The sequence below is a fragment of the Kosakonia sp. YIM B13571 genome (assembly GCF_042788095.1).
Lineage (GTDB): Bacteria > Pseudomonadota > Gammaproteobacteria > Enterobacterales > Enterobacteriaceae > Kosakonia > Kosakonia quasisacchari.
On the sequence record NZ_JBHZPL010000003.1, the window covers coordinates 241,616 to 267,691 of the forward strand.

18 protein-coding genes and 3 pseudogenes are annotated in these 26,076 nt (G+C 44.1%); 8 read left to right on the plus strand and 13 right to left on the minus strand.

Translation table 11 applies throughout. The features are described 5' to 3' along the window. Positions 1–6 precede the first annotated feature (6 nt). Both ACFX4O_RS09525 and ACFX4O_RS09530 read left to right on the plus strand, forming a co-directional pair. A pseudogene (locus tag ACFX4O_RS09525) lies at positions 7–290 on the plus strand (zincin-like metallopeptidase domain-containing protein); the annotation flags it as partial. Beyond that, a pseudogene (locus tag ACFX4O_RS09530) lies at positions 257–382 on the plus strand (Presumed portal vertex protein); the annotation flags it as partial. The pseudogenes ACFX4O_RS09525 and ACFX4O_RS09530, both read left to right, overlap by 34 nt. Before the next feature lie 32 nt (positions 383–414). Here ACFX4O_RS09530 and ACFX4O_RS09535 read toward each other — a convergent pair. The 3 genes from ACFX4O_RS09535 to ACFX4O_RS09545 form a co-directional block, all read right to left on the minus strand. Next, a complete protein-coding gene (locus ACFX4O_RS09535) occupies positions 415–1,128 on the minus strand; it encodes a PP2C family protein-serine/threonine phosphatase (protein WP_380208336.1) in 714 nt (237 codons plus the stop codon). Continuing rightward, positions 1,119–2,450: a serine/threonine-protein kinase gene (locus ACFX4O_RS09540; protein ID WP_343517410.1), complete on the minus strand. Its 1,332-nt coding sequence runs from the start codon at positions 2,448–2,450 to the stop codon at positions 1,119–1,121. Before ACFX4O_RS09540 ends, ACFX4O_RS09535 begins: the two co-directional genes overlap by 10 nt. Positions 2,451–3,032: 582 nt before the next feature. Next, entirely contained in the window at positions 3,033–4,166 is a 1,134-nt protein-coding gene (locus tag ACFX4O_RS09545; RefSeq protein WP_380208339.1) for a hypothetical protein, read from the minus strand. A 1,198-nt stretch (positions 4,167–5,364) separates the two neighbouring features. Between ACFX4O_RS09545 and ACFX4O_RS09550 the strand changes: the two genes are divergently transcribed. Further along, entirely contained in the window at positions 5,365–6,426 is a 1,062-nt protein-coding gene (locus ACFX4O_RS09550; protein WP_380208341.1) for a hypothetical protein, read from the plus strand. After that, complete coding sequence (locus tag ACFX4O_RS09555) at positions 6,423–7,202, plus strand: hypothetical protein (RefSeq protein WP_380208343.1); 780 nt, start codon at positions 6,423–6,425, stop codon at positions 7,200–7,202. The genes ACFX4O_RS09550 and ACFX4O_RS09555 overlap by 4 nt, the downstream gene beginning before the upstream one ends. A gap of 287 nt (positions 7,203–7,489) precedes the next feature. On the opposite strand, the gene ACFX4O_RS09560 is transcribed toward ACFX4O_RS09555, so the two are convergent. The 5 genes and pseudogenes from ACFX4O_RS09560 to ACFX4O_RS09580 form a co-directional block, all read right to left on the minus strand. Then, positions 7,490–8,089, minus strand: coding sequence for a hypothetical protein (locus tag ACFX4O_RS09560; RefSeq protein WP_380208345.1), 600 nt, complete (start codon positions 8,087–8,089; stop codon positions 7,490–7,492). Between the two features lie 125 nt (positions 8,090–8,214). Next, a pseudogene (locus ACFX4O_RS09565) lies at positions 8,215–9,299 on the minus strand (IS3 family transposase); the annotation flags it as partial. A gap of 283 nt (positions 9,300–9,582) precedes the next feature. After that, positions 9,583–11,520 carry an AAA family ATPase gene (locus tag ACFX4O_RS09570; protein WP_380208347.1) on the minus strand — a complete coding sequence of 646 codons (1,938 nt, stop codon included), beginning with the start codon at positions 11,518–11,520 and terminating at the stop codon, positions 9,583–9,585. Beyond that, positions 11,513–12,004: a hypothetical protein gene (locus ACFX4O_RS09575; RefSeq protein WP_380208349.1), complete on the minus strand. Its 492-nt coding sequence runs from the start codon at positions 12,002–12,004 to the stop codon at positions 11,513–11,515. Before ACFX4O_RS09575 ends, ACFX4O_RS09570 begins: the two co-directional genes overlap by 8 nt. 1 nt (position 12,005) lies before the next feature. Continuing rightward, positions 12,006–13,208, minus strand: a complete 1,203-nt coding sequence (locus ACFX4O_RS09580) for an ABC-three component system protein (RefSeq protein WP_380208350.1) — start codon at positions 13,206–13,208, stop codon at positions 12,006–12,008. A 433-nt stretch (positions 13,209–13,641) separates the two neighbouring features. On the opposite strand from ACFX4O_RS09580, the gene ACFX4O_RS09585 reads away from it, so the two are divergent. Beyond that, positions 13,642–14,586: an ArdC family protein gene (locus ACFX4O_RS09585; RefSeq protein ID WP_380208352.1), complete on the plus strand. Its 945-nt coding sequence runs from the start codon at positions 13,642–13,644 to the stop codon at positions 14,584–14,586. A gap of 651 nt (positions 14,587–15,237) precedes the next feature. Beyond that, positions 15,238–15,654, plus strand: coding sequence for a hypothetical protein (locus ACFX4O_RS09590; protein ID WP_380208354.1), 417 nt, complete (start codon positions 15,238–15,240; stop codon positions 15,652–15,654). A 172-nt stretch (positions 15,655–15,826) separates the two neighbouring features. On the opposite strand, the gene ACFX4O_RS09595 is transcribed toward ACFX4O_RS09590, so the two are convergent. After that, the gene (locus ACFX4O_RS09595; protein WP_380208356.1) at positions 15,827–16,147 is read right to left on the minus strand and encodes a hypothetical protein; all 321 of its coding nucleotides are present in this window, start codon (positions 16,145–16,147) and stop codon (positions 15,827–15,829) included. Positions 16,148–16,984: 837 nt separating this feature from the next. Here ACFX4O_RS09595 and ACFX4O_RS09600 point away from each other — a divergent pair. Together ACFX4O_RS09600 and ACFX4O_RS09605 are read left to right on the plus strand one after the other, a co-directional pair. Continuing rightward, positions 16,985–18,889: an ATP-dependent endonuclease gene (locus ACFX4O_RS09600; RefSeq protein ID WP_380208358.1), complete on the plus strand. Its 1,905-nt coding sequence runs from the start codon at positions 16,985–16,987 to the stop codon at positions 18,887–18,889. Continuing rightward, positions 18,886–20,550 (plus strand): UvrD-helicase domain-containing protein, encoded by a 1,665-nt coding sequence (locus ACFX4O_RS09605; RefSeq protein WP_130016506.1) that lies wholly within the window; start codon positions 18,886–18,888, stop codon positions 20,548–20,550. The genes ACFX4O_RS09600 and ACFX4O_RS09605 overlap by 4 nt, the downstream gene beginning before the upstream one ends. Positions 20,551–20,995: 445 nt before the next feature. Here the strand turns inward: ACFX4O_RS09605 and ACFX4O_RS09610 are convergent, their stop codons facing one another. The 4 genes from ACFX4O_RS09610 to ACFX4O_RS09625 form a co-directional block, all read right to left on the minus strand. Beyond that, complete coding sequence (locus ACFX4O_RS09610; RefSeq protein WP_380208360.1) at positions 20,996–22,045, minus strand: DNA-methyltransferase; 1,050 nt, start codon at positions 22,043–22,045, stop codon at positions 20,996–20,998. Continuing rightward, positions 22,038–22,841 (minus strand): MobC family replication-relaxation protein, encoded by an 804-nt coding sequence (mobC, locus tag ACFX4O_RS09615; protein ID WP_380208362.1) that lies wholly within the window; start codon positions 22,839–22,841, stop codon positions 22,038–22,040. Before mobC ends, ACFX4O_RS09610 begins: the two co-directional genes overlap by 8 nt. A gap of 8 nt (positions 22,842–22,849) precedes the next feature. Continuing rightward, positions 22,850–24,586 carry a type IV secretory system conjugative DNA transfer family protein gene (locus ACFX4O_RS09620; RefSeq protein WP_380208364.1) on the minus strand — a complete coding sequence of 579 codons (1,737 nt, stop codon included), beginning with the start codon at positions 24,584–24,586 and terminating at the stop codon, positions 22,850–22,852. Between the two features lie 1,179 nt (positions 24,587–25,765). Continuing rightward, on the minus strand, positions 25,766–26,068 hold the full coding sequence (locus tag ACFX4O_RS09625; protein ID WP_380208366.1) for a conjugal transfer protein: 303 nt from the start codon (positions 26,066–26,068) through the stop codon (positions 25,766–25,768). Positions 26,069–26,076 lie beyond the last annotated feature (8 nt).

The following is a 26,076-nucleotide window of genomic DNA, read 5'->3' on the forward strand; positions in this document are numbered from 1 at the left end:
ACCACTAATTTCTACGTCAATGGACTGCATGAACCGGTGCGCTGGAGTGGTGTCAAAGGCCGCCTGAATCGCGAGATGAAAGTGACATTTGGATGTGAGGATTATGTTTATGAGGAATTGATTGCCGAGTTGGGAAGCGCGTTTCTGATGGCGGATCTGGGGATTGTCGAAGAGGTCCAGCACGAAATATTGCTTCCTAGTTGAAAGCACTTAAAAACGACAAACGCTATGTATTCAAGGCAGCCAGTGCCGCATCAAAAGCGCAAAGGTTTTTGTTCGTAATGAACTGATTCCACTTCAGGAACGGAGCAGCGAAATTAACAAATGGTTTGGCGACGACATCGTTAAGTTTAAAAATATGCACTTCAATAGAAGTGTATGAACAACTGTCGAATTTTTCATCGGCGGTTATAACTAGACAATTTCGACCGCAATAATTGAATAGTTATCCTTAGTTTTCATTTCTTCAGTACGCTTTGCAAGCTCGGCACCAAAATCATCAAGATTTTGGTGTTTTTTAGAGATATCTCTAAGCTCTCGCTTACTAAGAACGGAAGAAACCCCATCCGAGATCAGCACAATTCTATCATCTGGCTCAAGTTCGAAAAGTGTTTGGTACAATTTCAATGGCTTATGCGCACCTAAAGCACTTTCAAGTATGTTCTTTCTTGGATAGTCAACTGCGGCTTCCGCTGTTAGGCGGCCTTCCCTAAGCAACCTTGCGACCTCACTATGGTCTTGAGATAATTGCATAAGTCCATTTCCTCGGAGAAGATATGTTCTCGAATCGCCACAATTTATAGCCTCTAGCTGCATGTCTTTTATGATGACAGCAGTAAGGGTTGTGGCCATTCCAGCTAATTCTCCATCTTTTTCAGCGGCATTAAGTATCTCCTCGTGGGCGAAGCGCACTACATCTGCGAAAGCAACCGAAAGATCATTTTCAAGAGTTTTACTGATAATATCTACTGCCATTTTAGACGCAGTTTCCCCGCCCTGATTACCTCCAACACCGTCAGCAACACAGCATAGAAGACCTCTGTCAGGTATGTCACAAACTAAGATTGCATCTTGGTTTGTAGCTCGGGGTCCAGGTGACGTAAATGAGTAAATGTTAATCAATGGCACACTCTTAGTATCATATCCGCAATCACAGGGTGTAAGTCACGATAGGTTACACCGATTGAGCGTTCAAGATGACCTATCGCACCACACATCTTCCTTTCAAGTATACTCAATTCTAAAGCTAGCCGCCTAGCTAAATCGGGATGCATGGATGCTCCACATTCAGACACAAATTTCCGCTCAACATACCAGCGATTATGAGATGTTCCCATTAGCAACATTGAAATTAAGATCTCTGATTTACAATTAAGGCTTTCAAGATTTAAAAACTCACTTAATCGATTACAAACACCATCGCACTGCTCAAATGGGAATGAGTAATCAGATGCCCATTTAGCATATGCTTCGCCTAAACGAGTTGCAGCAGCGCTATCTAGCTGAATGATTTTTTGTATTGCTCCTAGAGTTAGTCTCTGGAAAATTGCAGTCGAATTATCATTGGTTATGTTGTCCTCGACATAATCGACTAATTGACGACATACCTGAGAGGCTAAATTCGCTTCATTGGCAAGTGCGTTAATATATGTTGACGCCTCTGCATTTATATTCGTTATTACCGAAGGGTCTATACTAAGAATCGCATCTCTAAGCATCGCGACAGATTGGAAGCGTCGTGAGGGATCTCTTCTGGTGCATACACGCATTATGTGGGCATAAGGACCGGTGTCATTATCAATCTCGCCGCAGGGTATACGGTCTGCTGTACCTACGAAATCATGAAGTATGCATCCGACAGAGTATATGTCAGAAAGCGAACTTGCTTTCTTCAAATCAGAAACTATTTCAGGGGCTGTGTAATAATCAGAGCCCATTTTCATACCCGTATGGGTTAGAGCAGATATTTGAGTATCTTTTACGGACATTAGTCCGAAATCACTGATAGCGTAATAAGACCCTTCAGGAGTATTAAAACCAAGAACGTTTTGTGGTTTGAGATCTCTGTGGTAAATTTGCATTGAGTGTATTTCTTCAAGTCCAGATAATATGTCCATAATGGCCCGAAGAAAATTACCATTTAAGTTTCGATTGATGGCAATGTCTTTATCTAGGCTTGACGTCGCAACTGGCATAAGAAACGATGGCGGATTACTTGTGAGATCTTTAAATAAAACAGGGACTATGTTTTTATGCTTAAGTTGATATTGAATGCTTGCTTCTCTAATAAATCGTTTTCTTACATTTTCTGCTAACTCAGGTGGTAATTCTTGGGGTTGGTTGATTGAAAATGTTTTCCTTGCATATTGGTTTCCATTAGCAATATCTTGAACTAAATCAACATTTCCGAATCCACCACTACCAATACGTTTGATTTCGCTGATCACCATGCAACATTCCTTAGTGGTTATCTTTGAACACAGTTTTAATGCTACTACCGTATCTTATAAAAGGTATGAGAAAGAAAAAAGACCCTCGTTGCGCGCAATGCTATCGCCGCCACGCCTGCCTGCTTTATGGGGCGCTGTATAATGCAACTGTAACAATCCTCTCTCCCCGTATCTAGTGGGTCGGTGAGGGGATCGTCAGGTGATCAATAGAACATGTGGATCCATGCACATTATAGATGCGTGGCTAAATTAATTGAATAATCGTGATCTGGGTGGGATTTTTTAACGCCTCTTGGAGCGAGTTGTTCTGACCTGCTCCCCATTGATTGTCACACCTTGATGTCAGTAGTGTCCGCTCTTGGCTGTTTGCAGACATGCCTCAAGGCTGACGTCGGTCTCGATGAGTTCTTCCCGCAGTTGTGGTACAAATGCATCTGGCGCGGGGTGAGGTTACTGGCAGTGGCCAGTTAGGAACCTAGCAGTAAACGCTGCAGTTCATGTCGTGAAATCAATGACAATCTGATACTGGCCATACAAACATGGATATGCCCCAGCTGTGGCTCCGGACATTACAAGTGGGTCCTACTTAATTCGGGAATATGTAATGCCATCGATTACCCTGATAACCTGCTCAACATCCTTCGCCCCAATACGAGTAAAAATCTCCTCTGCTGAGAATTCTTTCGCCAACTCTCGGATTGCACGTACCTGCTCTACGGACAATCTGCCATCTTGACCACAAATCTGGGCGATAGCCCAGTCATTATCGCGCCATTTTTCCGCAACCCAAGGCGCCGGCAGCCCCTTTCTCGGATGTTCCTTGAGCCATGTACTTATGATGCCATCACGCTCATCCGTCATTGGGGCAATTGACGATTTAATCATGCCATTTTCACGCAGGTAACGCAGCCCTGATTTTCCTCCTGGGATCATGTTTAGGCGACGCTGGTCGTCCCAGTGACCCTCAACCATAAATTCTTCGGCGGCGTAGAGTTTTTCAAGATCATCAGTGATTGCCATTACCTTATGATGCAAATAGGAAACACGCCCCTTCTGCTTTTCTTCCCGAAATTTGCTATGGAAAAGAAGTGGACTTCCATTATTGATGGCGCGCTTATGTTCAGACCATCGTTTCTGCCAACTGCGGGTTGTCACCCCAACATAAAAGAAACCATCAAAAGGATACGAGCCTCCATTACCAAAAATATGCTGGTAAAGGACATAAGCATTAGTCGGGAAGAGCTTGGGAGATAACAGGTAATGCGCCGGAATGGAGAAAAGCAGGCTGGGTTGTGTTATCAAGCTTTCATCAATACGTGTTTTACCTTGGGCAGAGGCTTGAATGAGCAGCGGATCGGTAGCAATATCGATAGAAATCATCGGCTGAAGCGCAAATTCATCCGCACCAAGTGCTTTTCCCGACTCGTATTCGGAAGCTTGCCTAACAGTACGATGCCCATTCCTTAGCTTGTCAAACGGGGCAATAAAGCCAGGACGTTTTCCGACAAACACCATATGTAGGCTAGGGACGACCTGGCCAGGTTCCACCCGAAAAATACCATTCGGTTGTTGGGCTTGCTTGAACCATGCGGCACCGTAACTTGAATAACTTATAAAATCATTGATGAGAAATTCAACTTCATGGCGGCGACAGATAAGCTGCTTTGGAACTAAATGTTCCCACCATGATTTGTTTAAGGTGACAGGTCTGCTCATGTCTGACAAGTCCTCTGAATTGATGTTAGTAACTGTTCCGGTTACTTAATTTTTGTTTGCCGCTGTAATTATCATATAGTCTTAGGCGGCCATCTCGTTTAGTGCAAATCAGTGTCAGTGCTGATGTGGTTAGGGGGTAATTTGGTGATGACCAAATTAAAACCGAAACTTGATTTGGTACGTCCGAGCGTGTTTTGCCGAACGGCCATAGCAGTAAGCGCTGTAGTACATGCGGTGAAATCAATGCCGATCTTACTGATAGCCCTTCACATATCGGGGAATCCTTGTCGAGTTTGTGAAGGATTGAGCAAGCCCATCGGCGTGGTAGCGTTTTTCACCTCTGGTCAGTAATTGTCCCCAGGAAGGCCATTTACCCTAGACTACTCTGCATCAATAGCTAACCGATACATGGTCGCCAGTGCAGCAGGGGATTTGAGCACCATTCTCTGTTGATCATAAGCCACCTGGCCAAAGTTCTACATATCTGGACTCATACATAGCCTGCCAGAAGTATGTACCGTGTAAACGGTATTGCTCACGAGCATAGGCCGTAGCCATCACGAGTTGGTTAAAGGGGTTTCATGTTTTCATAAAATGTTATCTGAAATCCCGAGGGAGAATCTCGCGTCTTCCAAACAAATCCTATTATCACGACGTTTCTTTTACCAACAAAACAATCAGGACCCAACCGAGCCTAATTTGAAACTGCAATCCTCAGGGTAGTGGGTGCATTTTAGTAACGCGTGCAGATGTTTAACTCATTAGGCTTCACCCAATAACGAACCAATGCGTTACTTTAAAAGCTATAAAATTCATAATGTTAATAATATTTTGATATCAGATCGACATTAGTAACGCATATGAGTTACTATTCATCATGTTCCGAGTATACAGAAACTCATCATTGCTGAAACGCAGTGACATGGTGGCTCTCTGTGGCCACTCTATTTAGTGGCCATGATTTGTTCAACCCAATGCATCGCACAGTTGAATGCTACAGTTCCTAATATTCGTACATAAGATAAGTAACGCATAACTCTGTGTCATGGTTGAAAAATATCTCATAAAACCTCAAATGAGTTACGATAAAACACATAATATTCAAATGGTTACAATGTTTATTCGGTCTCTTTTGTCATAGTAACGCATATGGGTTACTATGGCAAAATGACTATGAAATAAGATGAAGAGGCTTTAAATGGAGAAATTGATCACTGACGCAATGGAGTACCTTTCTTCATTCTTTCTGGTAGAAACAGAGGTTCGACAGGGCATAGAAGACATTTTGCCTTTCCAAATAAGGCAAAAGGCATCTGCCTATATAATAAGAATAGAAGGCACCGATTTCATATGTATAGCATCTGATAAGCTATCTGTGCTTACTTCAAACAACTTCCTCTACATTAGAAAGATAGTTTCAAAAATTGACCTTCCGTTAATTATAATTAGCGAAGAGTTAGATTTTGAAACAAGAAGGATGATTAAAAAAATAGGTGGTGGCTGGATTATACCTAATAAGTATTCCTTTATATCATCTTTATTTATTCATAAAGAAGCAAATGAATTAAAAGAAAAGAAAATCACTGTTGATAATGAAAAAAAATTTGGTGTCATTCCATCATACTTAATGGCGTATTATCTATGTGGTTATTTTGATGATGAATTTGTTAGTTTTGATATTATAGATACTTTAAAAGTATCAAAAATGGCCGTGTCGAGAGCAATTAAAGAGTTAATAGAAAGAAATATTATTGTTGAAACAGGTGAGGGTAAACTTCGCTCGTTTGAGTTCTCCTGCGACAGGCAAACACTTTGGAATCGACATCGAAATAATATAGCAGAACTTTCTACCGGTTTCATTCCTGTCAGAAATGGGAAGATAAAAAATCTTGACACATTTTTGACAGGCGAGTCGGCGTTATCTAAATATACACTAATATCCCCTCCGTTCTACCAGCAACTGGGAATATCGATGAGCGACACTGATAGATACATGAGACCAATTACGCCAGCAACTATTGAGGGTGATTATTTTTTCAAAGCTTTGAGTCTACTTGAGGAAACCGACGAACATGTAAGTGACGATGTTTGCTTATTACAAATATTCCCTTATGCACCTGTGGTTAATAATGGTTATCTTGACAAGATATTTTTATCTCTGTCTAGAGTTAATAAAAAAGAAGTTCGCGTAAAATCATCATATTTCGAACTGGAAACGGATATATTTCAAAATCTTAAGAATGTAAGGAGTAAATCATGATTGGCATTGAATTTCTTTCTGACTACATGCGAGATTACTCAGATGGTTATATATTGATCGGCGGGAATGCCTGTGCATTACATTTTGAAAAACTCGATGTACAGTTTCGTGAAACTGTTGATCTGGATATTGTTTTGATTATAGAAAGTAATGACGAAAACTTTTATATCCACTTAAGAAACTACATTGAAGAGAATGGATATAAAGGTAAGGTTTTCAATGGCAGTAACCCCGGTGGTTCAGCCTATAGGTTTAAGTTACCTGATGACTTGAAAGGCGGGAATAAGCCGGGTCAAATAGAGCTATTTTCAAAGAAACCAGATTACTTTGATGCAGCCGAGTCAGAAAAATTACATATCACCCCCATTGAAGCTGGCGAGGGAGTTTCAAACTTCTCTGCTATATTGCTCGACGACGAAATTTATAGTTTCATTTTGGGTTCAAAACAAGAAATTAAAAATGTATCAACAGTAAATCTGGAGTGTTTGTTAGGGTTGAAATCAATTGCATGGCATGGTAATCAGGAGTTATACGATAAAGAGGAAATAAAGAACTACGGTGATGTGATTAAACATCCAGATGATATGCTATCAATTATAGCTGTTATTGACATCGAGGAAATGTCATGTCCAAAAATTGTGTTCGATAGTCTTGAAACATCAAAAAAGTTATTTTCTGAGGACAGAATACGCCAAGAACTTTCAGCTCGTGACGCATCTGAATTCGAGGGTGCAATCGAGTTTATAAATGAGTTTGTCAAACAAAAAATCAGTTGAGAAAACCACTATAAACATACCCTATGCATATATAAGCACCATAGATGTGCATAATGAAGACGCCATCTTTAGTGGTTTTTTTATGCCTTTTATCTAGATAGTAAACGGTTCTGAACGATAGCAGCTAGAAAGGATGTGGTGCCAATGGTAGGTTAGGTATCTCTGCGTAGGATGTATGTAACAGGTGGGGAGTTATTAAACGGCTTTCATCTCCACGACGCTTTAATTAGCTTTGCCTGGATATACAAAATTATAAGAAGGGGAACCGTAAGATTCCCCTTTTGTCTTTATTGCTTTGGTATCATCGCATTGCGCGTATACATTCTTGTCAACCATTCTTCAACACATTCCAGATCAACAGGCCTGTTTTGAAGTCCTTCAGAAGGGCTAACGTTGAAATGCCAGTAATCTCCATCGTCAAGCATACTTTTGCTTTGCCAGGACAAATAGCCTGTTGCTGCGTATGAGACACCGGGGATGAACTCTTCAAAACGATAGTCAATGCCTCCATTTCCATTCACGTTTGGACTAAAACGAAAACGAACTACTTCTTCTGTCAGTAAAACAGGTAGAGTTGAACTTGGTTCTTGCTCAGCACTGTTCTTGAAGCGGGGAACCTTATGCACAATTGAGAACGTTGGCACCGGGAAAGAAAAGAGATCTGCTTTTTCCTCTTTCAAAGGAGAATGACACAGCAGGTTTCTTTCACCAGTGAAAACGATGCTAAAGCCTAAACTGCTGTAACGTGTGATTACCTGGCTTAGTATCTTGAAAAGAAGGTTTTGTCGGTGGGTAAGCTCGTTTCTGCGGCGCTCACAGCGATTGTCTTTATCCATCAAGCTGGTAAGTCTTTCCTTCAAAAGGCCGACTTTCACATCTGTTTTCACTAGTAATTCCTTCTTTTTCGGTGGTAGACTGATCCTACCCGCGTAATATGGACACGGCCCTAAGTGAAGTTCTGGTTTTCAAATTGTTCAGGGCTGAGACCGCCACAGGCACTGTGACGTCGTCAGTGATTGTAATCACACTCGATATAATTAAACACCGTCATCCGCATTATTTCCCGGCTGGCAAAGCGTTCTCCATGGATACATTCCACCTTCAGCGAGTGGAAGAAGCTTTCCGCATAGCCATTATCATAGCAGCACCCTTTCGCGCTCATACTGCCCCGCAGATTATGCCGTTTCAGCAGTCCCTGATAATCCGCTGAGCAGTACTGGCCGCCACGGTCGGTGTGAACGATAACATTCTGTGGTCGCTTACGTCGCCAGAGCGCCATCTGTAGGGCGTCGCACGCCAGTTGTGCTGTCATCCGCGATGACATTGACCAGCCGATAACAGCCCGTGACCACAGGTCGATGACCACGGTTAGGTAGAGCCAGCCTTCATCTGTATGTAAGTAGGTGATGTCTCCGCACCACTTCTGGTTAGCGCCGCTAGCATAAAAATCCTGCGGCAGCAGGTTCTCTGACACCGGCAGGCCATGCTCACGGTAGCTGACCGGGCTGAACCGCCGCGAGGCTTTTGCCCGCAGCCCCTGATGGCGCAGGCTGGCGGCGATGGTTTTAACTTTGTACTCCGGCAGTTCATCAGCGAGACGAGGTGCGCCATAAAGCTGTTTTGCCTCAGTGAATGCCTTACGGACAGCAGCATCACAGATGAGCCGGAACTGCTGGCGCTGGCCGGGCTGATGGCGGCGCAGACGCCAGGCATACCAGCCGCTGCGGGCAACCCGCAGCACACGACACATGGTTTTGATGCTGAACTCAGCCCGATGCTTTTCGATAAAGACATACTTCATTTCAGGCGCTTGGCGAAGTATGTCGCGGCCTTTTGGATAATGGCCAGCTCTTCTGCCTGCTCCACCGATTGCCGTTTCAGGCGGGCAATTTCAACAGACATTTCCTGCTCACGTTTGGAAGAGAAATGTGCATTCTTCAGCTTGTTGCGCCAAGCATAAAGCTGTGATTCATACAGACTGAGTTCCCGGGCAGCAGCGGCAACACCGATACGCTCTGCAAGCTTGAGAGCTTCGTTGCGAAATTCAGGCGTGTGCTGTTTACGGGGCTTTTTGCTGGTTAATGCTGGTTTTGTCATGAGTCAGCTCTGATTGAGAGTTTACTCACTTAGTTGCGTGTCCACTATTGGTGGGCAGGATCAGGATACAGCCCTCATGAAATCTGCAAATTGTACTCAGATTATCAGCTGGCGCTGTTTTTGATATACCACGCTGCATGCGGTGGGATTACGTATTTCTAGAGATCTTACTTAGTAAGATATGTATGTGTACTGGAAAATCGAAATAAATATAACCCAGCATTTGTCTATATGATAGATAGGCAGATGCTGAATTATGTTAATACTGAAATGTATAATTTTTTCACTGTGACTTATAGTCGTTGATTAAACCATAATCATAATTTGAATCATGTTTGCTGAAACGTTTTGCTATATGGAACTCATGTGGTCTATTTGCAGCAAACTCGGCAAGATCATTATCAACAATGATAACTTGAAATTTACGCGATTTTTTATTAGCTAGTTCATTAATTTTAGATAGTTGTTCATATACTCTTTCATATATTTTTTGATCAGAGGCTATTTCATCTCCATTGGTATTGACTGTACGATAGCGGCCAATGTTGTTACCTGGGGTATCTATCATCAGAAGCGAAGGTATGTTAGAGTCATTAGTAATAGAAAATATTAGGAATGACATATAAGTACTAAGAGATGTTATGGTTCTTACTCCACCGGATGTTAATTCTGTTAAAATTTTATCGCGTACAATGAAATCAAGATTATCATTGACTTGTGAATTACTTACATTTTGCAAAAGGCTATTTTTCATTAACCATCGGAATATTTTGCTTAACTTTGATATTATTTTATCTTTCCCTTCACTTTTTTCTTTGGCCTCTATAAGTCTTACATTCAATATATCTATTGCTTTTTGAAGATTTTTTTCCTCGGAAGATAACATGTCAATTTTATTTTGTATTATAGTGTCTCGCTCTTTTATTTTATTCTCTGCTATCAAGTTTGCTTTATAATTTTCGAGGAGTGAAATGGTTTCAACTAGTTCAGAAACTTGCCTTGCATAACTATCATCAAATGAATATTGTAAATCATGTATTTCGCCCCTTGTTTTCTGGAGGGTTTTTATGTTTGTCTCCAATTTATTCCTGGTTTTTTCTATGTAATCATTAAGGCTCAATATTTTTTTATTTAACGAGGATTTTTCAGAATTCATATATTCTACAGATATGGTACTATCAACTTCGTTGGAGCGTTGGATGTGCTTGCAAAGTGGGCATTTGATATCAATATCAAGTGGTGTATGAAAATCCTTATGTAATTTTAATGATAAGGTGATTGATTGTTTCTCCTCATTATAACTATTTCTTAGTTTAATGAAATTAGACAGATCATCATTCAAATTTGAAATAACTTCATTACATGTAATGACTATATCATTCAATTCTTTTAGCCTTCTCTCGACTAATTCTGTAGTTCCTGAGGCGGAATTATAGTCATTTTTTATTTCCGTTATTTTCTTCTCTAAATCAGTCAATTCAATTTCATATGATTCGTTAACGAAAGTATCTTCAGAAAGCTGTTCGAATCCTATATTACCTAAAAATTTAAGTATATCCTTTCGTTCGTTTTTTTTTGAATTTAATTCCTTTTGATTCTCAGCTAATTCCGCCTCAATTTCTGAGATAAGATCATTGTGAATGTTTAGAAGAAATTTTAATATTTCTTTATTTTTCACATATCTATATTTTTCACTCATATTTAACATTGTATCTGACGCTATTTCTTTTTGCTTTAAATACAGAAATTTAAGAACATCTTTAAAGCTGACTCTATTAAGGGTTGAGTCTGTTTTACTTGGTGATACCTTTATTTTTGCTATAGGGAGTCCCATTAGACCCATAATGTAAAAAGCAATGTATCCGTCAGGGGCGTCCCCATCTAAATCCGGAGATAAGATCACGGATGGGCCTGCAGGGTTAATTTTTTTCTTGAACCCTTTAATATACGAGTCCGGGTTGAATAGACTCCTTTCAAATATATATTTATCGCCATTAATTGTCACACTAACGCGTGCAGAATGTGCCTTTGTTTCAAGTTCCTCATAAGAATCTAGGTTTGAAGCTCCAAGGCAATAGGCTATAATTCCTAAAATACTACTTTTCCCACAATCCAAATCTCCCCATATTATATTTATACCATCCTTGAAAAAAATCTCATAAGATTTTGTAAGACCCATAATTTCAAGTTTATCTATAATTAGCGTAGGTGAGTTATTCATAAATCAATCCTATGAGCAAATTAAATAGTTCTCGGTCACTTTTTTTTAAGCAAAATCGTATTAGATTAATGTTTTTAAGCCATTTGTCAGTCAAATCATATCCATCATAAAAAACCATGTCTTTTTTTAAATTAAGATAGAGATCATGGTTTACATTTTCAACAGATACTTGTTCTAAACTCGATAGTTTTAATATCATATCACGAATGCTTTCCCCTTCAAAAGCCTCCCGGAGATGCTCTTTATTATGATATGAGTAACCTTCATCATAATTGTCATCATCTATCCCTACAACGGTATCTCCATAATATCTAAGTACTGAATCTGTTAAACTATCACTGACGATAATAGCATTGAAGAAACAAAGTTTATTGATAGTCAACTGCTTTCGCTTTAACTTATTATATTGCAACTCTCTGATAATAATGCATAACCGTAAAGTATTAATGTGTGGTTCTGATAAAACATCGTGATAAATATTCATCTTAAACCTCATAACGGGTTTCTGGAATATCGTTTTCTCCCCAGTAAACCTTACTTTCTTTCTTGTTTGCTAATTGATGTAACATGCCAATCTTTTCAAGAAAAGAAAAGTGTTTTAAGGCCATCTTCAACGCTGAGTCGTTGTTATCTTTTATTTCTTTATGCACCTTGTACACTAATTCAGAACTAGTTATTTCGCCATTGCGTCGTCTGTAATATTCTTGCTGATATAAAAACTTTATCTTATCATAAATATCTTCTAATACTTTCGCTTCTTTTCTGTGAAGTCTACATGCTATCTCTGCTCGGAAAAAAGAATCCTTTGATGAATCAATGAGACCTTCATCAACATCGGCTAATATTAGCTTTATAACAAAAACCTCTTTCTCGTATAATGTTAGTTTCGTGGATTTCTCATCCAGCAAATAAGCATGCTCTAACATAGAAGTTATTTTATCTAATATGAAATTCTTAATGATGATAAAGTTTGTTTTTGTTATGTCCTCTGGTTTACATATGGAAGTATGATCTTCATCATTTATTTCGTAGCAAATACTCCTGTCAATTCCGGCAGGAATAGCGCAATGAGGTAATACAACTTCATCGTCCAAAGCTATCAAATATAATGAGTCAGGATGTGATTGGTTGTTTTTCATCCACTCAGTGTCTAAGTTCATAGTCTGTTCGTTTAAAGGCTCAAGTTCTTTGGCATGCTTGTTTTTGCTAAATTTGGTGAATAAAGCTTTAAGTGAACCATGATGAGGAGTTGCTATAGATATATAACCAGTAACGTTGTTAAGATTTCCATCCTCAATGCGTTTGAGTATTAGTTTTTTGGCGACAAGGCCTCCGAGACTGTGCCCAATCAAGATAATTTCACTGTGATCGTTGAAACGTACTCGTAACTCTGTTTCAAGACCACTTGCTAGATGAGAAATTGTTTTATTTTTTCTGTTCTTTTTCTCGCTCAATTTTTTGGGCACGAATGGGATTTTACTTAACAGATTACTTCCATATTTCGCAACTATGCCATCCATGAATTCTATTAATTTACTATAATAATTATATTCATAAAACTCACAGTGTTCCTCAATTCTTTTGTCACTTGTTTTAAGTAGTTTTTTTAGAGAGTTGCCATTGCTATGCACCCAAGTTTCATCGTTACCTGTTAAGCCATGTATGAGAACAACTGCGATTTTATTCATCTTCTGAATGTCCATTCACTGTGTCATCAGTGGTGGTTAATAATTTCCAGATATTTTCAATAACTTAAGTAATCTAATATCTGAACAGTAGAAGGATTTTCTATCATTTATGATGGTACCACATCAATGAATAAGTACTGCATTCTTATCTATCTGAGCTGCCGATATGCTGCTTGCTCTCCGACTCAACACCACCAATCTACTTTTCACCGCTGCGGAGCAAAGGGCGCTACGTCTGGCTATTCAGTGTCTAGTTTTTCTCCCGTGAGCTTTCCGTTCCCGTATCTACTTCCGGTTAATCGTTTCCCGACACAACCCGTCCCGCAAGGGTGAAGTGCACGCATGCTGCGCCCTTGCGGGACAGAACGAAGCCGGGAAAGCGAACCGTCAGGCGATACGAAGACGAAAATCACACCACTGACGGAGAAAAACCATGACGACTTCCCTACATACCCAGACCAGCGCCCCTAACACCGCAGCGACGACCAGCGTATCCCCGCTGGACCTGTCAGGCTCCTCAAAAACGAAATTTTCCAGAACCAAAACCGACATTTATCAGACCATCACCGACAGCATCATTGCCGCACTGGAAGTAGACGTTAAGCTCTGGGCGTGTCAGTGGCAGCGTGTAGCGGGTATGTCCGGATTACCCTCCAATTACGCCACCGGAGCGGCTTACAGCGGGATGAATATCATGTTGCTATGGTGCAGTGCGTCAAAGCAGGGTTTCAGCGATTCCCGCTGGATGACGTACAAACAGTCGCAGGCAGCAGGCGGACAAGTTCGCAAAGGTGAGCACGGTACGACTGCCATTTTCTACACCACGCTGGAGAAGGAAAACGACGCCGGAGACACTGAGCATATCCCGATGCTGAAAACCTTTACTGTGTTTAACGTCGAACAAATTGATGGTCTCTCACTGACGGCGGAAACTGTTGCCCCGGAAGTGACGTTTGACCCGTTGCCGCAGGCCGAAAACCTATTCCGTAACAGCGGCGCAAATATCATTGAGAAAGGACAAAATGCCTTTTTCAGACCCTCAACAGATGAGGTCTGGCTACCGGAGCGTCACCTTTTTTCTGATGCCGCTAATTTCTACGCCACCGGCCTGCATGAGCTGGTGCACTGGAGCGGTGGTAAAACACGTCTTAACCGTGAAATGAAAGGAAGATTCGGCAGTGAGGATTATGCTTTTGAAGAGCTGATCGCCGAGCTTGGAAGCGCGTTTCTGATGGCGGATCTGGGGATTGTCGGAGAGGTTCAGCATGAAAGCTATATCGCTTCCTGGCTGAAAGCACTGAAGAACGACAAACGCTATATTTTCAAGGCTGCCAGTGCGGCATCAAAAGCGCATCGTTATTTGATGGATAAAGCTTGAGGGCAGGGGGTAAGAAGCCGCAAAAGAATGCGGCTTTAACCTTATATTACAGTGGGCAGAGTCGCGGTGGTGCTATGGGTATAATCCCCTGCGAATTTTTAGTGGCACTGGTGTCAGGAAAAATTCACAGGTTGCGGGGGCGGGCGGCAAAGAGCCCGCTCATCCCTTTTGGATGTATTGGCTCAGACTTGATATGGCAGTATTCTCTGTTAGAACACGATTCAATCTGACAGTCTGCAACGAGCGATCAACGGTCATTGCTAACAGCGTTCTGTGTGAATCAACGGGGAGCAGGTCACCTGGCTTCCAGCTTATTGTCACTGAACACGCTAACCTTCGTGACGAGTGGTTTCAGAATGCATTGGTTGAAGACCCCTGGACTAAACCTCCAGCCCTTGTTCCTGAACACTGGCCATCTGAACCTCTTAATTGACCCGAAGTATAGCGTGCGCCTTTTTGTCCTGATGCTTCCTTATTTTCAGAAGGGGGGGCTAAGGGACCCAAAAAATATGTAGCTGAATTTTAGAATTAAATTTTCAAAAATTCAGCTGCCGTATATTCATGTCGCTCCCGCCTATATGCCCCGACTTCATCGGTCACCAGAACTTTGGGCTAACATCTGCAATGATACTTAACCGGGAGTTGTTCATCATGGGTAAGAGGAAGAAGGGCGCGCGGATCGGGAATCCGGTAGCACGCGCAGCTGCTGAAGCTGCTGAACGCAAGCGTAAGGCAAACACTCAGATAATGGCAGCCAGCAACAGCAACCGCGAGTTGGTTGAGAATGATCCGCTGAATGATGAGAATTTAGACGAATCAGATGATCTTATGGATGCTTTCATGGTGGAGTATCCACAGTGGTCAGTCGAAGTTAACCCTGATCAGCCGTGGGTAGTGACATCACAAATCATACGGGCGTTTGACAGCTTTGTGATGTGGCGTAACCAGGCTGCTGAGGATGGTAAGGCATTAGATCTCGAACAATGCTTTGAGGTAAATAAGGTTACTGACGTAGCGTCAGACGTGCGTGAATTTCTCATTAAGCACGATCACATCCAGGCTGAATAAATCCGGCGAGCCGTATATTTGCCATCGTCTGATGATCGTTTTTACGAATGGCTCCTCTCAGAAACAGACTTTCCTGAATCGGGTTGTCGTCCGAACGTCCTGTCGACGTGTTCCGGCCTGAGTGATCATTACAGACCGGATGTTGACTGCGTTTAAAGACGCCAATACCCCGTCACTTTTGAATTAACAGAACCCAGTACGTTTTCGCTAAATCTTCAGGATTTGAGGGGATCTGACCGGGCTTAATTGCGGACAATGCAGACGTGTCTGCCTGTTCAAGTACATTGGTCATCTGCCAGCCTTCCTGAGCAAGTGTCGGCACGGTGCCGGTCAGCCCGCCTCCGCAGGTAAATGATGTTGTGTCAGATAGCCCCGATTCCTTGTGAGATTGCGGCAGAGCTGCAGAACGGCAAACATGAGCTTCATTCGCAAGTGCTGTGGTGGAGAACATTCCAAGCATCAAAAGTAAGGCAAGGGGTTTTGACATCTTCATGGGTAGTATTTCCTTATAGGAGATTCGGATCATTGACACAGGTAACCGTGATTAGAGGCAGCGCCTCTCTCTTACGGTGAGGGCTGCAGCTAAAGACCCTAGCGAAGAACAAAGGGTACCGCCAGGGTAATTTCTGGTACCCCTTGTAGAGAAGCCTGAAACGCCGAAGTGGGGTTGTCGTTTTCCCTGATCAGATCAATTGATGTATACCCATGTGTGGCACCCCTCCGGCTTCCCGTCTGGCCGGGTCGTCAGCCCGACGGCGCTAACCGGCAAAGCCGGCAAGCTCTGCCGAATCGCCAACCTCGGCGTTTCGGGCCTGTCGGCTGGGGTCTGATTGAAACGTCCACACCCACTCCTGCAGCCAGCTGAGGCTGGCGCATTCACTGGCCACAGACGACAGTGGCCGCTAATGACCGGACCGGCATAACGCCGCCGTCCGGGGCTGTGCCCTGTTCATCTTCTGCTGTCCTGTTTTGTGCATCGAGTTTACCCGCCGTGCAGAAATCTGCCACCCGGGCGGCCTCCCGCAAAGGCCGCCTGGCTAAATGTCTGCACCTGTTCCTCCAGTCCGCGGCTTTGTCGTTACCCGCTGCTTTTACCCGATTTCCGCGCGTACGTTCTCCTGCGGGGAGTAGCGAGTTTGCCGAATGACTGAATTAACAAAAAAGACGTTGAGGTTTTCATTGAAACCGTGGTTAAAATTTATTAAGTATATTGAATAAGAATTATCTGTAATTATCATATTGGAAACTGGATTTAATAGAACGCTAGCGTGAAGTGAGAAATAAGTTAACTAACTGATCCGTAATTTAATTCGTCTGGGTAGGGATACGCATGAAGCTTGAAACGATTCGTTTATCTGGTTTTCAGTCTTTTGGACATGAACCAACCGAACTGAGCCTTGAAGATATTACATATATCATTGGTCCTAATGGTTCAGGTAAAACCGCAGTTCTTCAGGCTTTATGTCGGCTTTTTGCATTCGACCCCGCGTTAAGGCGGGTCCAGCGTTCAGATTTTCACGTCCCCTTTAATGAGGAGGAAGTTCCGCTTGAGCGCCAGCTGTGGATAGAGGCTGATTTTCTATTCCCCGAACTGGAAGAGGACGAGGACAACAGTACCGTGGCTCCTCATTTTAGTCATATGCGACTGGATGAGGCGGAAGGGATTCCACGCGTGCGTTTCCGCCTCACAGCAACTATGGGAGTGGATGGCGATATTGAAGATGATCTGGCTTATGTCCTGGAAGTTGATGAAGATGACTTGCCAGTGAGTTTTTCTAAGGTTCCACGCGCTGAACGTAATCATATTCAGGTACACTATTTGCCTGCCAGACGCGATCCCGCTGACCATATTACTTATGGTGCGAATGCCTTGCTCGGACGTTTACTTCGTGCTGTGCGCTGGGATGCTGAGCGCGAAACGATTAAAGGGCTGACAGATCAAATAAGTGACAGTCTTGCGGCAAATCCTTCAGTGAATGCTTTCAGTGAGAGTTTGAAGGCAACATGGGCAACGCTGCATAAAGGTAATTTTTTTACCGATCCTAAAATTACCTTTGTCGCATCAGAAATTGAATCGCTGTTAAGGCATCTGTCGGTTTCATTTACCCCCGGTCACGACGGCTCACTTGTCGATTTCTCCAGGCTTAGCGATGGCCAAAAGTCCATGCTTTACCTTTCTCTTGTCTTATCGTCTCAGGCAATTGGCAGGGCAGTTCTTGCAGAAGAAGTTGCATCATTTGATCCCGATAAATTACGTCCTCCGGTTTTTACACTGGTAGCCCTTGAGGAGCCAGAAAACAGCCTTTCTCCGCATTACCTGGGGCGCATTGTAAGCTCCCTAAACGCCATGACACAGAATCTGGATGCGCAAGCTCTCATTGCGACACATGCACCCACAATGCTGCGCCGGGTAGCTCCTGAGCGAATACGTTATCTTCGTCTCGATGGGTCACGAGAGACGTGTGTAAGATGTATCAAATTGCCTAAGACATCTGATGAGGCACATAAATTTGTGCGGGAAGCCGTACAGGCATTTCCGGAAATCTATTTTTCACGGCTGGTCGTGCTTGGTGAAGGTGATAGCGAAGAAATTGTGTTGCCACGCTTGCTTCAGGCCAAGGGTGCGCCCGTTGATGAGTCCGCGATCACGATTGCTCCACTGGGAGGGCGGCATGTAAACCATTTCTGGCGTCTGCTCGCAACATTAAGAATTCCTTATTTCACACTGCTTGATCTTGATGTTGCCCGCTATGCGGCAGGGTGGGGACGAATTAAGTATGTGAATGACCAGCTTTCGTTACACCAACGGCGTAAAAAACTTCCCGATGATTACGTAATACCAAAATGGAATGATGGTGAACATAGAATTAGGAACTCCGAAAATTACCTCGACATGCTTGAAGAGCGCGGCGTGTATTTCTCCTTCCCGATGGATTTAGATTTTTCAATGTTACTCGCCTTTCCGAAAGCCTATGGCGTTAAGAAAGAGGCGCCAGACGCGACAACGCTTAAAGCTGTTCTTGGAAAAAGTCATAACGATTCATCTCAATACAGTGAAGATGAATTAGCGCTTTTTAACACCTACCATCAGCGCTTTAAACTTGGCAGTAAACCCGCAGCACATATTGAGGCGTTAACTAATTTAGACGATGCTGATTTGCTGACAAGCATGCCGGATTCACTGAACAGGCTGGCTGATGCGGTTATTGCTAAACTCACGGAACTGCCAGAATGATTACTGTAGATGAATGGCAACCTGCGGATGGATTGACGCTTGAACCTAATGCGAAACGAGCAGCAAAAGCGCGTAAACGTTGCCTGGCATTAACTGCCGGACCGGGCGCGGGGAAGACGGAAATGCTCGCACAGCGTGCTGACTTCCTTTTGCGAACAGGAACGTGTCGATACCCCAAAAGAATTCTGGCGATCTCATTTAAGGTTGATGCCAGCAGAAACCTTGCAGAGCGCGTTGAACGCAGGTGTGGACAGGATCTGGCTTCACGCTTTGACAGTTATACCTTTCACGCATTTGCCAAGCGCATCATCGATAGATTCAGGCCGGTACTCACAGGAGAATATGCCCTGGATGCCGGTTACACGCTTGTGGACAAGAAAAGCGGGGCGTCTCGTAGCGAAATAGTATTCGCCGACCTGGTTCCCTATGCAATTAAGATATTAAGAACCTCAAAAGTAGCCCGAAATGCAATCCGGCAAACTTATAGTGACATTTTCCTTGATGAATTTCAGGACTGCACCAATCTACAGTATGACCTGGTAAAGCTAGCATTCCAGGGAACCCAAATTCGGCTGACTGCAGTCGGTGACACAAAGCAGAAAATTATGGGCTGGGCAGGTGCTCTGGACGGTATTTTCAAATCCTTCACTCAGGATTTTGATGCAGTTCCGCTCAACATGTATCGCAATTTCCGCTCAAAACCAACATTGCTGCGTGTTCAGAATGAAATTATTCGCAAGTTAGATCCTGACTCGGTAATGCCTGACGAGCAAATTGAGGGTGATGAAGGGGAGGTTTTTGCATGGGAATTTCATGATAGCCAAAGTGAAGCTATCCATTTGGCTGATTTAATTGGAAAATGGATAAACACAGAGAAGTTACCTCCAGCAGAAATCGCAGTCCTGATTTCTAAGCAGCCAGATTTATATGCTGACCATCTTTTCAAAGAATTAGAGCAACGCGGAATTCCTTACCGCAATGAGCAACAATTGCAGGACATCACGGTCGAACCTGTGGCTCGACTGATCGTTGATTACCTCTCCTGTCTTTATGGGCAGCGGGAACCTAAAGCCTGGATTCGCCTGATGAATCAGTTGGTTCCTTTTGCTGATGAAGAAATTCAGGCCAGCGCAAGAAAAGATTTAGATCAACTAATAAGAAAGCAGCGTAAGCAAGTGTCTGAAGCAAAAAAAACGGACGCTCCTTTTTCTGAATGGTGGACATTCGGTCGCGCTTTCTTAAACCATGTAGGCTTACAGACGATTGTTGCATTATCGCCGGACTATGAGTCCCAAGAGCGTCTTAAACAGGTTGTTCGCGATGCCCGAGCTCGCATCACAGAATTGCTTGAGATTGAATCTGATTTACCCCTCGCATTAAAGCTTTTTTCTGATGATCAAGCTGTACGCATTTTGACCATTCACAAAAGCAAAGGATTAGAGTTTGATTCGGTTGTCATTATGGCTGTAGAAAATGAGATTTTCTTTGGCGATAAAGATGAAAACCGTTGTGCATTTTTTGTCGGTGTTTCGCGAGCAAAGAGACGCCTCATTTTAACGCATACTAATAAGCGTGATGAACCTGCCAATGCCAGGCGATGGAAAGTTTCTCGGACTGCTCATTTAGAGTATTTCGATTATGTTACTCCGTTCGTAAAGTGACGACAGACCCAGTTTTTCCTGAGTTTGGGTTCATCTTCACAAACTTCAAGGGATTGATGAAGGGCGGTGAATCATACGTTATTCAATGAACAGTTCGGAGCGTTGCTGGTATCGCTGGCAACTCATATGTAGCTGAGAATCATAATTACGGCACTGCTGGCCCCCTCCAGCTCCCCGTTCATGGCGGGTCGTCAGCCCGACTGCGCTACCCGTTAAAGCTGGCAAGCTTCGCCGAACCGAGAAGGGATGCGTTTCGGGCCTGCGGCTGGGGTCTGATGGCAACGCCCACACCCATTCTGACCTGCTCCCCGTCGTTACACTCAGACTGCTGTTAGTTGCTTCCGCTTTTGGCACAAAGCTGCCTGTCAGATTAGGTTATGGCCTTGAGTCATAAAAGTGTTAGTTCAAATCTGAGCTAACACTGTTAGAGACATTTAACCCAACTTCAACAATTAATGTGCCTTTCTGCATCACTAGAACGAATCATGGTACTACGTGCTGCCGCAATACGCCTGCGAGCAATGTTCACATAATCCTCTTCTCGTTCGATACCGATGAAACAGAAACCTTCGATCGCCGCAGCTTTACCGGTGCTTCCACTCCCCATAAAGGGATCAAGTACAGTGCCGCCCGGAGGGGTAACGAGACGGCAGAGGTAACGCATCAGCTCTGTGGGCTTTACACATGGATGATTGTTACGCTCACCACGGTCCTTTCTGCTGGCTTTCGCACAATAAAAGAACCGACTGGCGTTACTAATTTCTGCCTGCTGAGGCGTATACGGAAACATAGCAATTACTGTAGCACTGCCATCATGGATAAGATTGGCAGGCCAGCGACCATCAGGGCTTCCTTGTTTGGCGATACCGCCATCACCTTTATTTTTGCCTCGCCACATGTGGTTGGGATCGGAACCTCCCGGTCCATTCGGATAATCATAGGGTGGTTCTCCTTCTGCCAGAGGGATCCTGCATTCTTTGACATTCAGAGCGCCGGTACCATACACGCGCACATTCGATGCCATGGATCCCCTCAATGGCTTACGGGCAAGGGTAATGGGCTCCAGTGCCGGTTTTAATGCGTGGTGAGATTTCGGAAAACCCGAGCCGTATATCCAACCCAGCATTCCGTCATGTCCAAATACCGCATCCAGCAATTTGAGCTGGTCCGGCGACAAACTTTCAATGAGGACCTGAGCAGCAGTGCTGGTCTCATAGAGAAATACAATCAGGTCACGTATTTCAAAGCCCGCATCCTCAATACGCGCGGCCATCCGGTGTTGAGTGCGGGAGCCCGCGAAGGACAGCAGATGACCACCGGGTTTGAGTACGCGCAGACATTCTTGCCAGATGGCCGGTGAAGGGACATCGTAGTCCCATGTCTTCCCCATGAATTTAATACCATAGGGCGGGTCGGTCACGATGCTGTCCACAGAGTTGTCCGGCATACTGCGCAGAACGTCGAGGCAGTCGCCATGAGTCAAAATGTCATGCATGGCGTTCCCTCCCGTTATCACCACCAACTGTTGAAGAGGGGGCACTCTGTTTATCACTGTTTTTTTCTTCCAGCTCATCTATGGTGCGTAAGAGAAACATTTCCCGGTTCTTCGCATCAAACGGGGCGGGAACGTTGTTCCTCATCACCGTTCTGATGCTGCCAAACAGCCTGACCAGCGATTCTTTCGTTTTATCATCCGGCATAACATACATCGCATAGTGCCAGCGTCCGGCGTCGCTGGCGGCCAGATGACTGTTAATGATGCTGATGTAACGGGCGCGGGTTTTCAACGTTCGCTCTGTTTCCACCGCAACGATGGCACCGCTACTTAAGGTAATAATGCCGTCCGGTCGGTGTCGGACACCCGTATATCGCGCTATAAACTCTCCCCGATCGCCGTTAAGCCAGCCCGTACCGCCTTTTTCCTCCAGGGCGATTCTGACCCGCTGGTTTAACAGGCGATGCTCCAGCGTCCAGTGTCTGAGTTTGCCCGGCTCAAAATAGGCAGGGAAAACCTTGTCATTAGCGCTAACCACCATCGCGAGTCCCTGCATGGTGATCCCCCACAATGATTTTTTCCCGGTCAATACCGGGTATTCGTGTTTATTCAGGAAGCCCGTCGCAACTGCTTTATTAAGCAGGTTATACATCGCATGGTTATGTTTTCCTTTATATCCGACAACTCTTTTTAAGGTCCGGAAATCAGAGAATGTTTCTTCCTTGAGGAAATACAGCAATGTCCGCATTCTCCGTTTTGCGGCTTCATTTCTTTCAGCAACGTTATGAACAAGCATTGATAGCCTCACAGGTTGATGGACGGTTTATGAGTATGGTTTTCTTTTTCGGTATGCAGAGGGGGTTTATGCTCAAATGAAAACAGGTCGATATATTGCTTCTTCGCCGGTATGTGGAATAGTTTGGTTGCCTTCGCCAGATCGTTCTGAGTAAAAACAAAACCAACAAATTGGGGTAGGTTAATCAACATGTTGCTGTCTATATAATATCTCTCAGCCTGGCGGATCATCCTGTCCGTTTCTATTTTCTCCGTCAGGGATATATCCGTTTTAACTTTCCTCATTTCATCGTCTACCAGAATAGAGCCGGTCATCCTTGCCACCCAGTCGGCGGTGTCCGGATCGCGAAGGCGATAAACCAGCATAAACTTGCAGTTCTCAATCACCGAACCGGCAACGGCATCACCCTCCAGGTCTGCCGGGCAGTCATACAAATCTTTTACCGACTGGTGAGCCATGATGATATGCACGCCTTTATCCCTCGCTGCGCCAAGTCCTTCAAGCGCAGGGCGGGACAGGTGATACTTGAGTTCATCAAGGAAAATAGCGATCGGGCGAGGTTTGCCTTTTATTCGATCACGCGTTTCGGCTATCTGAATCAGGCGAGTTAAAATCATTCTCTGAGCCGATATGATTTTCTGATTACGCATCGAGCCGATGATGTAACAGCATCCACCTCCATCAAAAATGGTCTTTAAGGAAAATCCCTTATTGGCATTAATGGAGTTCACTAAAGCGATTTCCTCAAGCTCGCCATAAAAAGCAGGCACATCTTCACTGAGGGATTTCACAAAGTCAGTGTTAAATAAGTTGCGTAACGTCATTTCCTTTTCATAAATAGCTGCCGTATTTCTGGCTGCACGACGGTCGGCAATACGATAAAAGTCAGCACCTTCGCCTTTTTTACCCAGGCTGAAACCTGCATTAAACAACTCCTCCAGCTGTTCATGAGAAATATCAGCCAGTAAATCAAGCTGAAAATTAAGGTCATTCAGGTTAATAAGAACAAATTGTTTTCCCGCTTTCTGACAGGCTTCCCGCAAAACATGTGGTGCCCACTCATCATTTTTGGGATCTTCGACAAATACGCCTTCACCTGAAAGTATTGCCTGATAAAGCAGCACACAGGCACTGACGCCTTTACCGGAACCTGTGGTGCCGATAAGGTCGGCGTGCTGAGTTTGAAATTCTTCGGGGGTGATATATTGCGGATGATTATCTTTATCCAGCCCGATAAAGATACCTTTACTCAGGTCAATATAATCCAGCGGGTTATACGCAATACTGTCAGGTAACATGTCTCTGACTTCACGAACATCCGTTCTGACATTTCTTTCCAGTTTGCTTTTTTTAATCATCCTGTGTTTTAGACTGTCGACTTCTCCGGCCAGCAGTCTTCGGGCAGTAATATGAAAAGCCAGACCGGCAAGCGTAAATCCGACAGTCAGTATCCAGAGTGATAATCTGAGCAGAATGTTATTGTCGAGTACTTTAAAGAAAAAACTCAGCCCCTGAATGGTTAGCGGTGACAGGGTGCCAAATATGAGAAAGAAGGTGGATACACCCGCCACCAGTTTTAACCAGAAGGTGGCATTTTTTCTTTCTTCACGTGGCAGATGAAAAATAAATGGCAGTGTCAGCCCGGCAAATATGGACAGTATTACCGGGTTTTGTTGCAGCCAGAGCAGAAAAACAGAAAAGGCATCCGAAAAGGCATTCAGCCTTTGCATCAGATGAGTTCCCATTGCAGTGATCTCCGGTCTGATTTCGGTGTGGCGGGCGCATCATATGGGCGTCACCGATGGACGTTAAACCCCACGCCCATTCGCGACGCCTATTGATGACGCCCATAAAAGGATGAAAAGCACTGAACGTCTCCGACGCTCATGCCCATTATCCGCGCTTTCAGAAAACAGTCGACGCATGGTCGTCAGTCCCCTGAAACGCCCGAATGACGGGCAACGGAGTAGGACATTACGCTCGGGCTGGACGCTCTCACTGCATGTCACATGAGGGTAATGTCGTGGCTGGACGCCGCGCCAAAACCCCCGACGTCAACGGCGGCACACCGTCGTCCGCTACGCGCGACCACCCCCTTTAAGACGTTCGCTTTGGCCTTTTTATTCTCTCTGCTCGTTCCTCTCAGGGTGAATAAAAGGGAAGCTGAACTTTAAAGGGGGTGGTCGCGCCACGCTACCGGCTTTTGGCCGGAGACTCAGGTGCGACGGTGTGCGGGGCTTAAGCCCCCCAAATAAACCGACGCGTGGGCGCGTCTTTTTGCTCGCTGGGGCGGCAAAATTTATTCGGCTCCCCCCGGCCTGCAAAATCCGCGTGGGCGCGGCTGTTTGCAGATGGGTTCGGTGACGCAAATTAGCAATTTCTGCGAAATTGAATTTACTCGCCTCACGCCATTTTTTCATTCCAGCTATTTGCCGGAATGAAAAAGCCTGAAAACCGCCACGCCCCGAGCGAGACTCGCCAAAATTGTTTGCACAATTTGCCCTCCTGAATGGGCAGTTTCACCATCCTTTGCAGAGCAATTGCATGCGGAATTCTGATTTATGGGGGAAATAACTATCTGAGCTCGATTTTATTTGCACATTAATATTGGCTCTCCTGTATTTCACATAGAGTTTTCTGATAACTCAGGCGGATATTCTCTGTATTGAAATTGTCGAGAATAAAACCACGCCTGGTAGCCTCTTCTCTGAGCGTTGCCCGGTCAGTAGTATTAAGTTTTTTTAGTATTTGTCGTAGCTGTATTGTGACTCTGTAATGGAAAATTTCGTAATAAAGGCCACATCCACGCATGGTTTGGCTTTCAATGTGACGGATAACGCTGTCGGCACGGATGGAGTCACCCCGTTGATTTGACCATGGATGCTGAATAAATCTCGGTTTTGTCATATTGGATACCTCGAAGTCTAACCACGAATGCGACCAAATTTGCTGATTATCTTGTTAATAATGTCTGGATCCACCGATTTACAGCCGAGTAAAAATGACTTGCGGGCATCGGCAGTATGACCGGGAAGAAAACCATTTTTGTCTCTTTTGACGATGTCAAAGAAGGCACGTTCAGCGGTATGACAATGATTTCCGCCGCTGCTCCCAGTTGTTTTACCGTACATACACAAAACAACTTCACAGGCATCTGAGGCTATGACTTGGGCGGAAAATAATGCTATTGCGCAAAGCAGACTGGTGGGAAGAAGTGCCTTATTCATCTGTATCA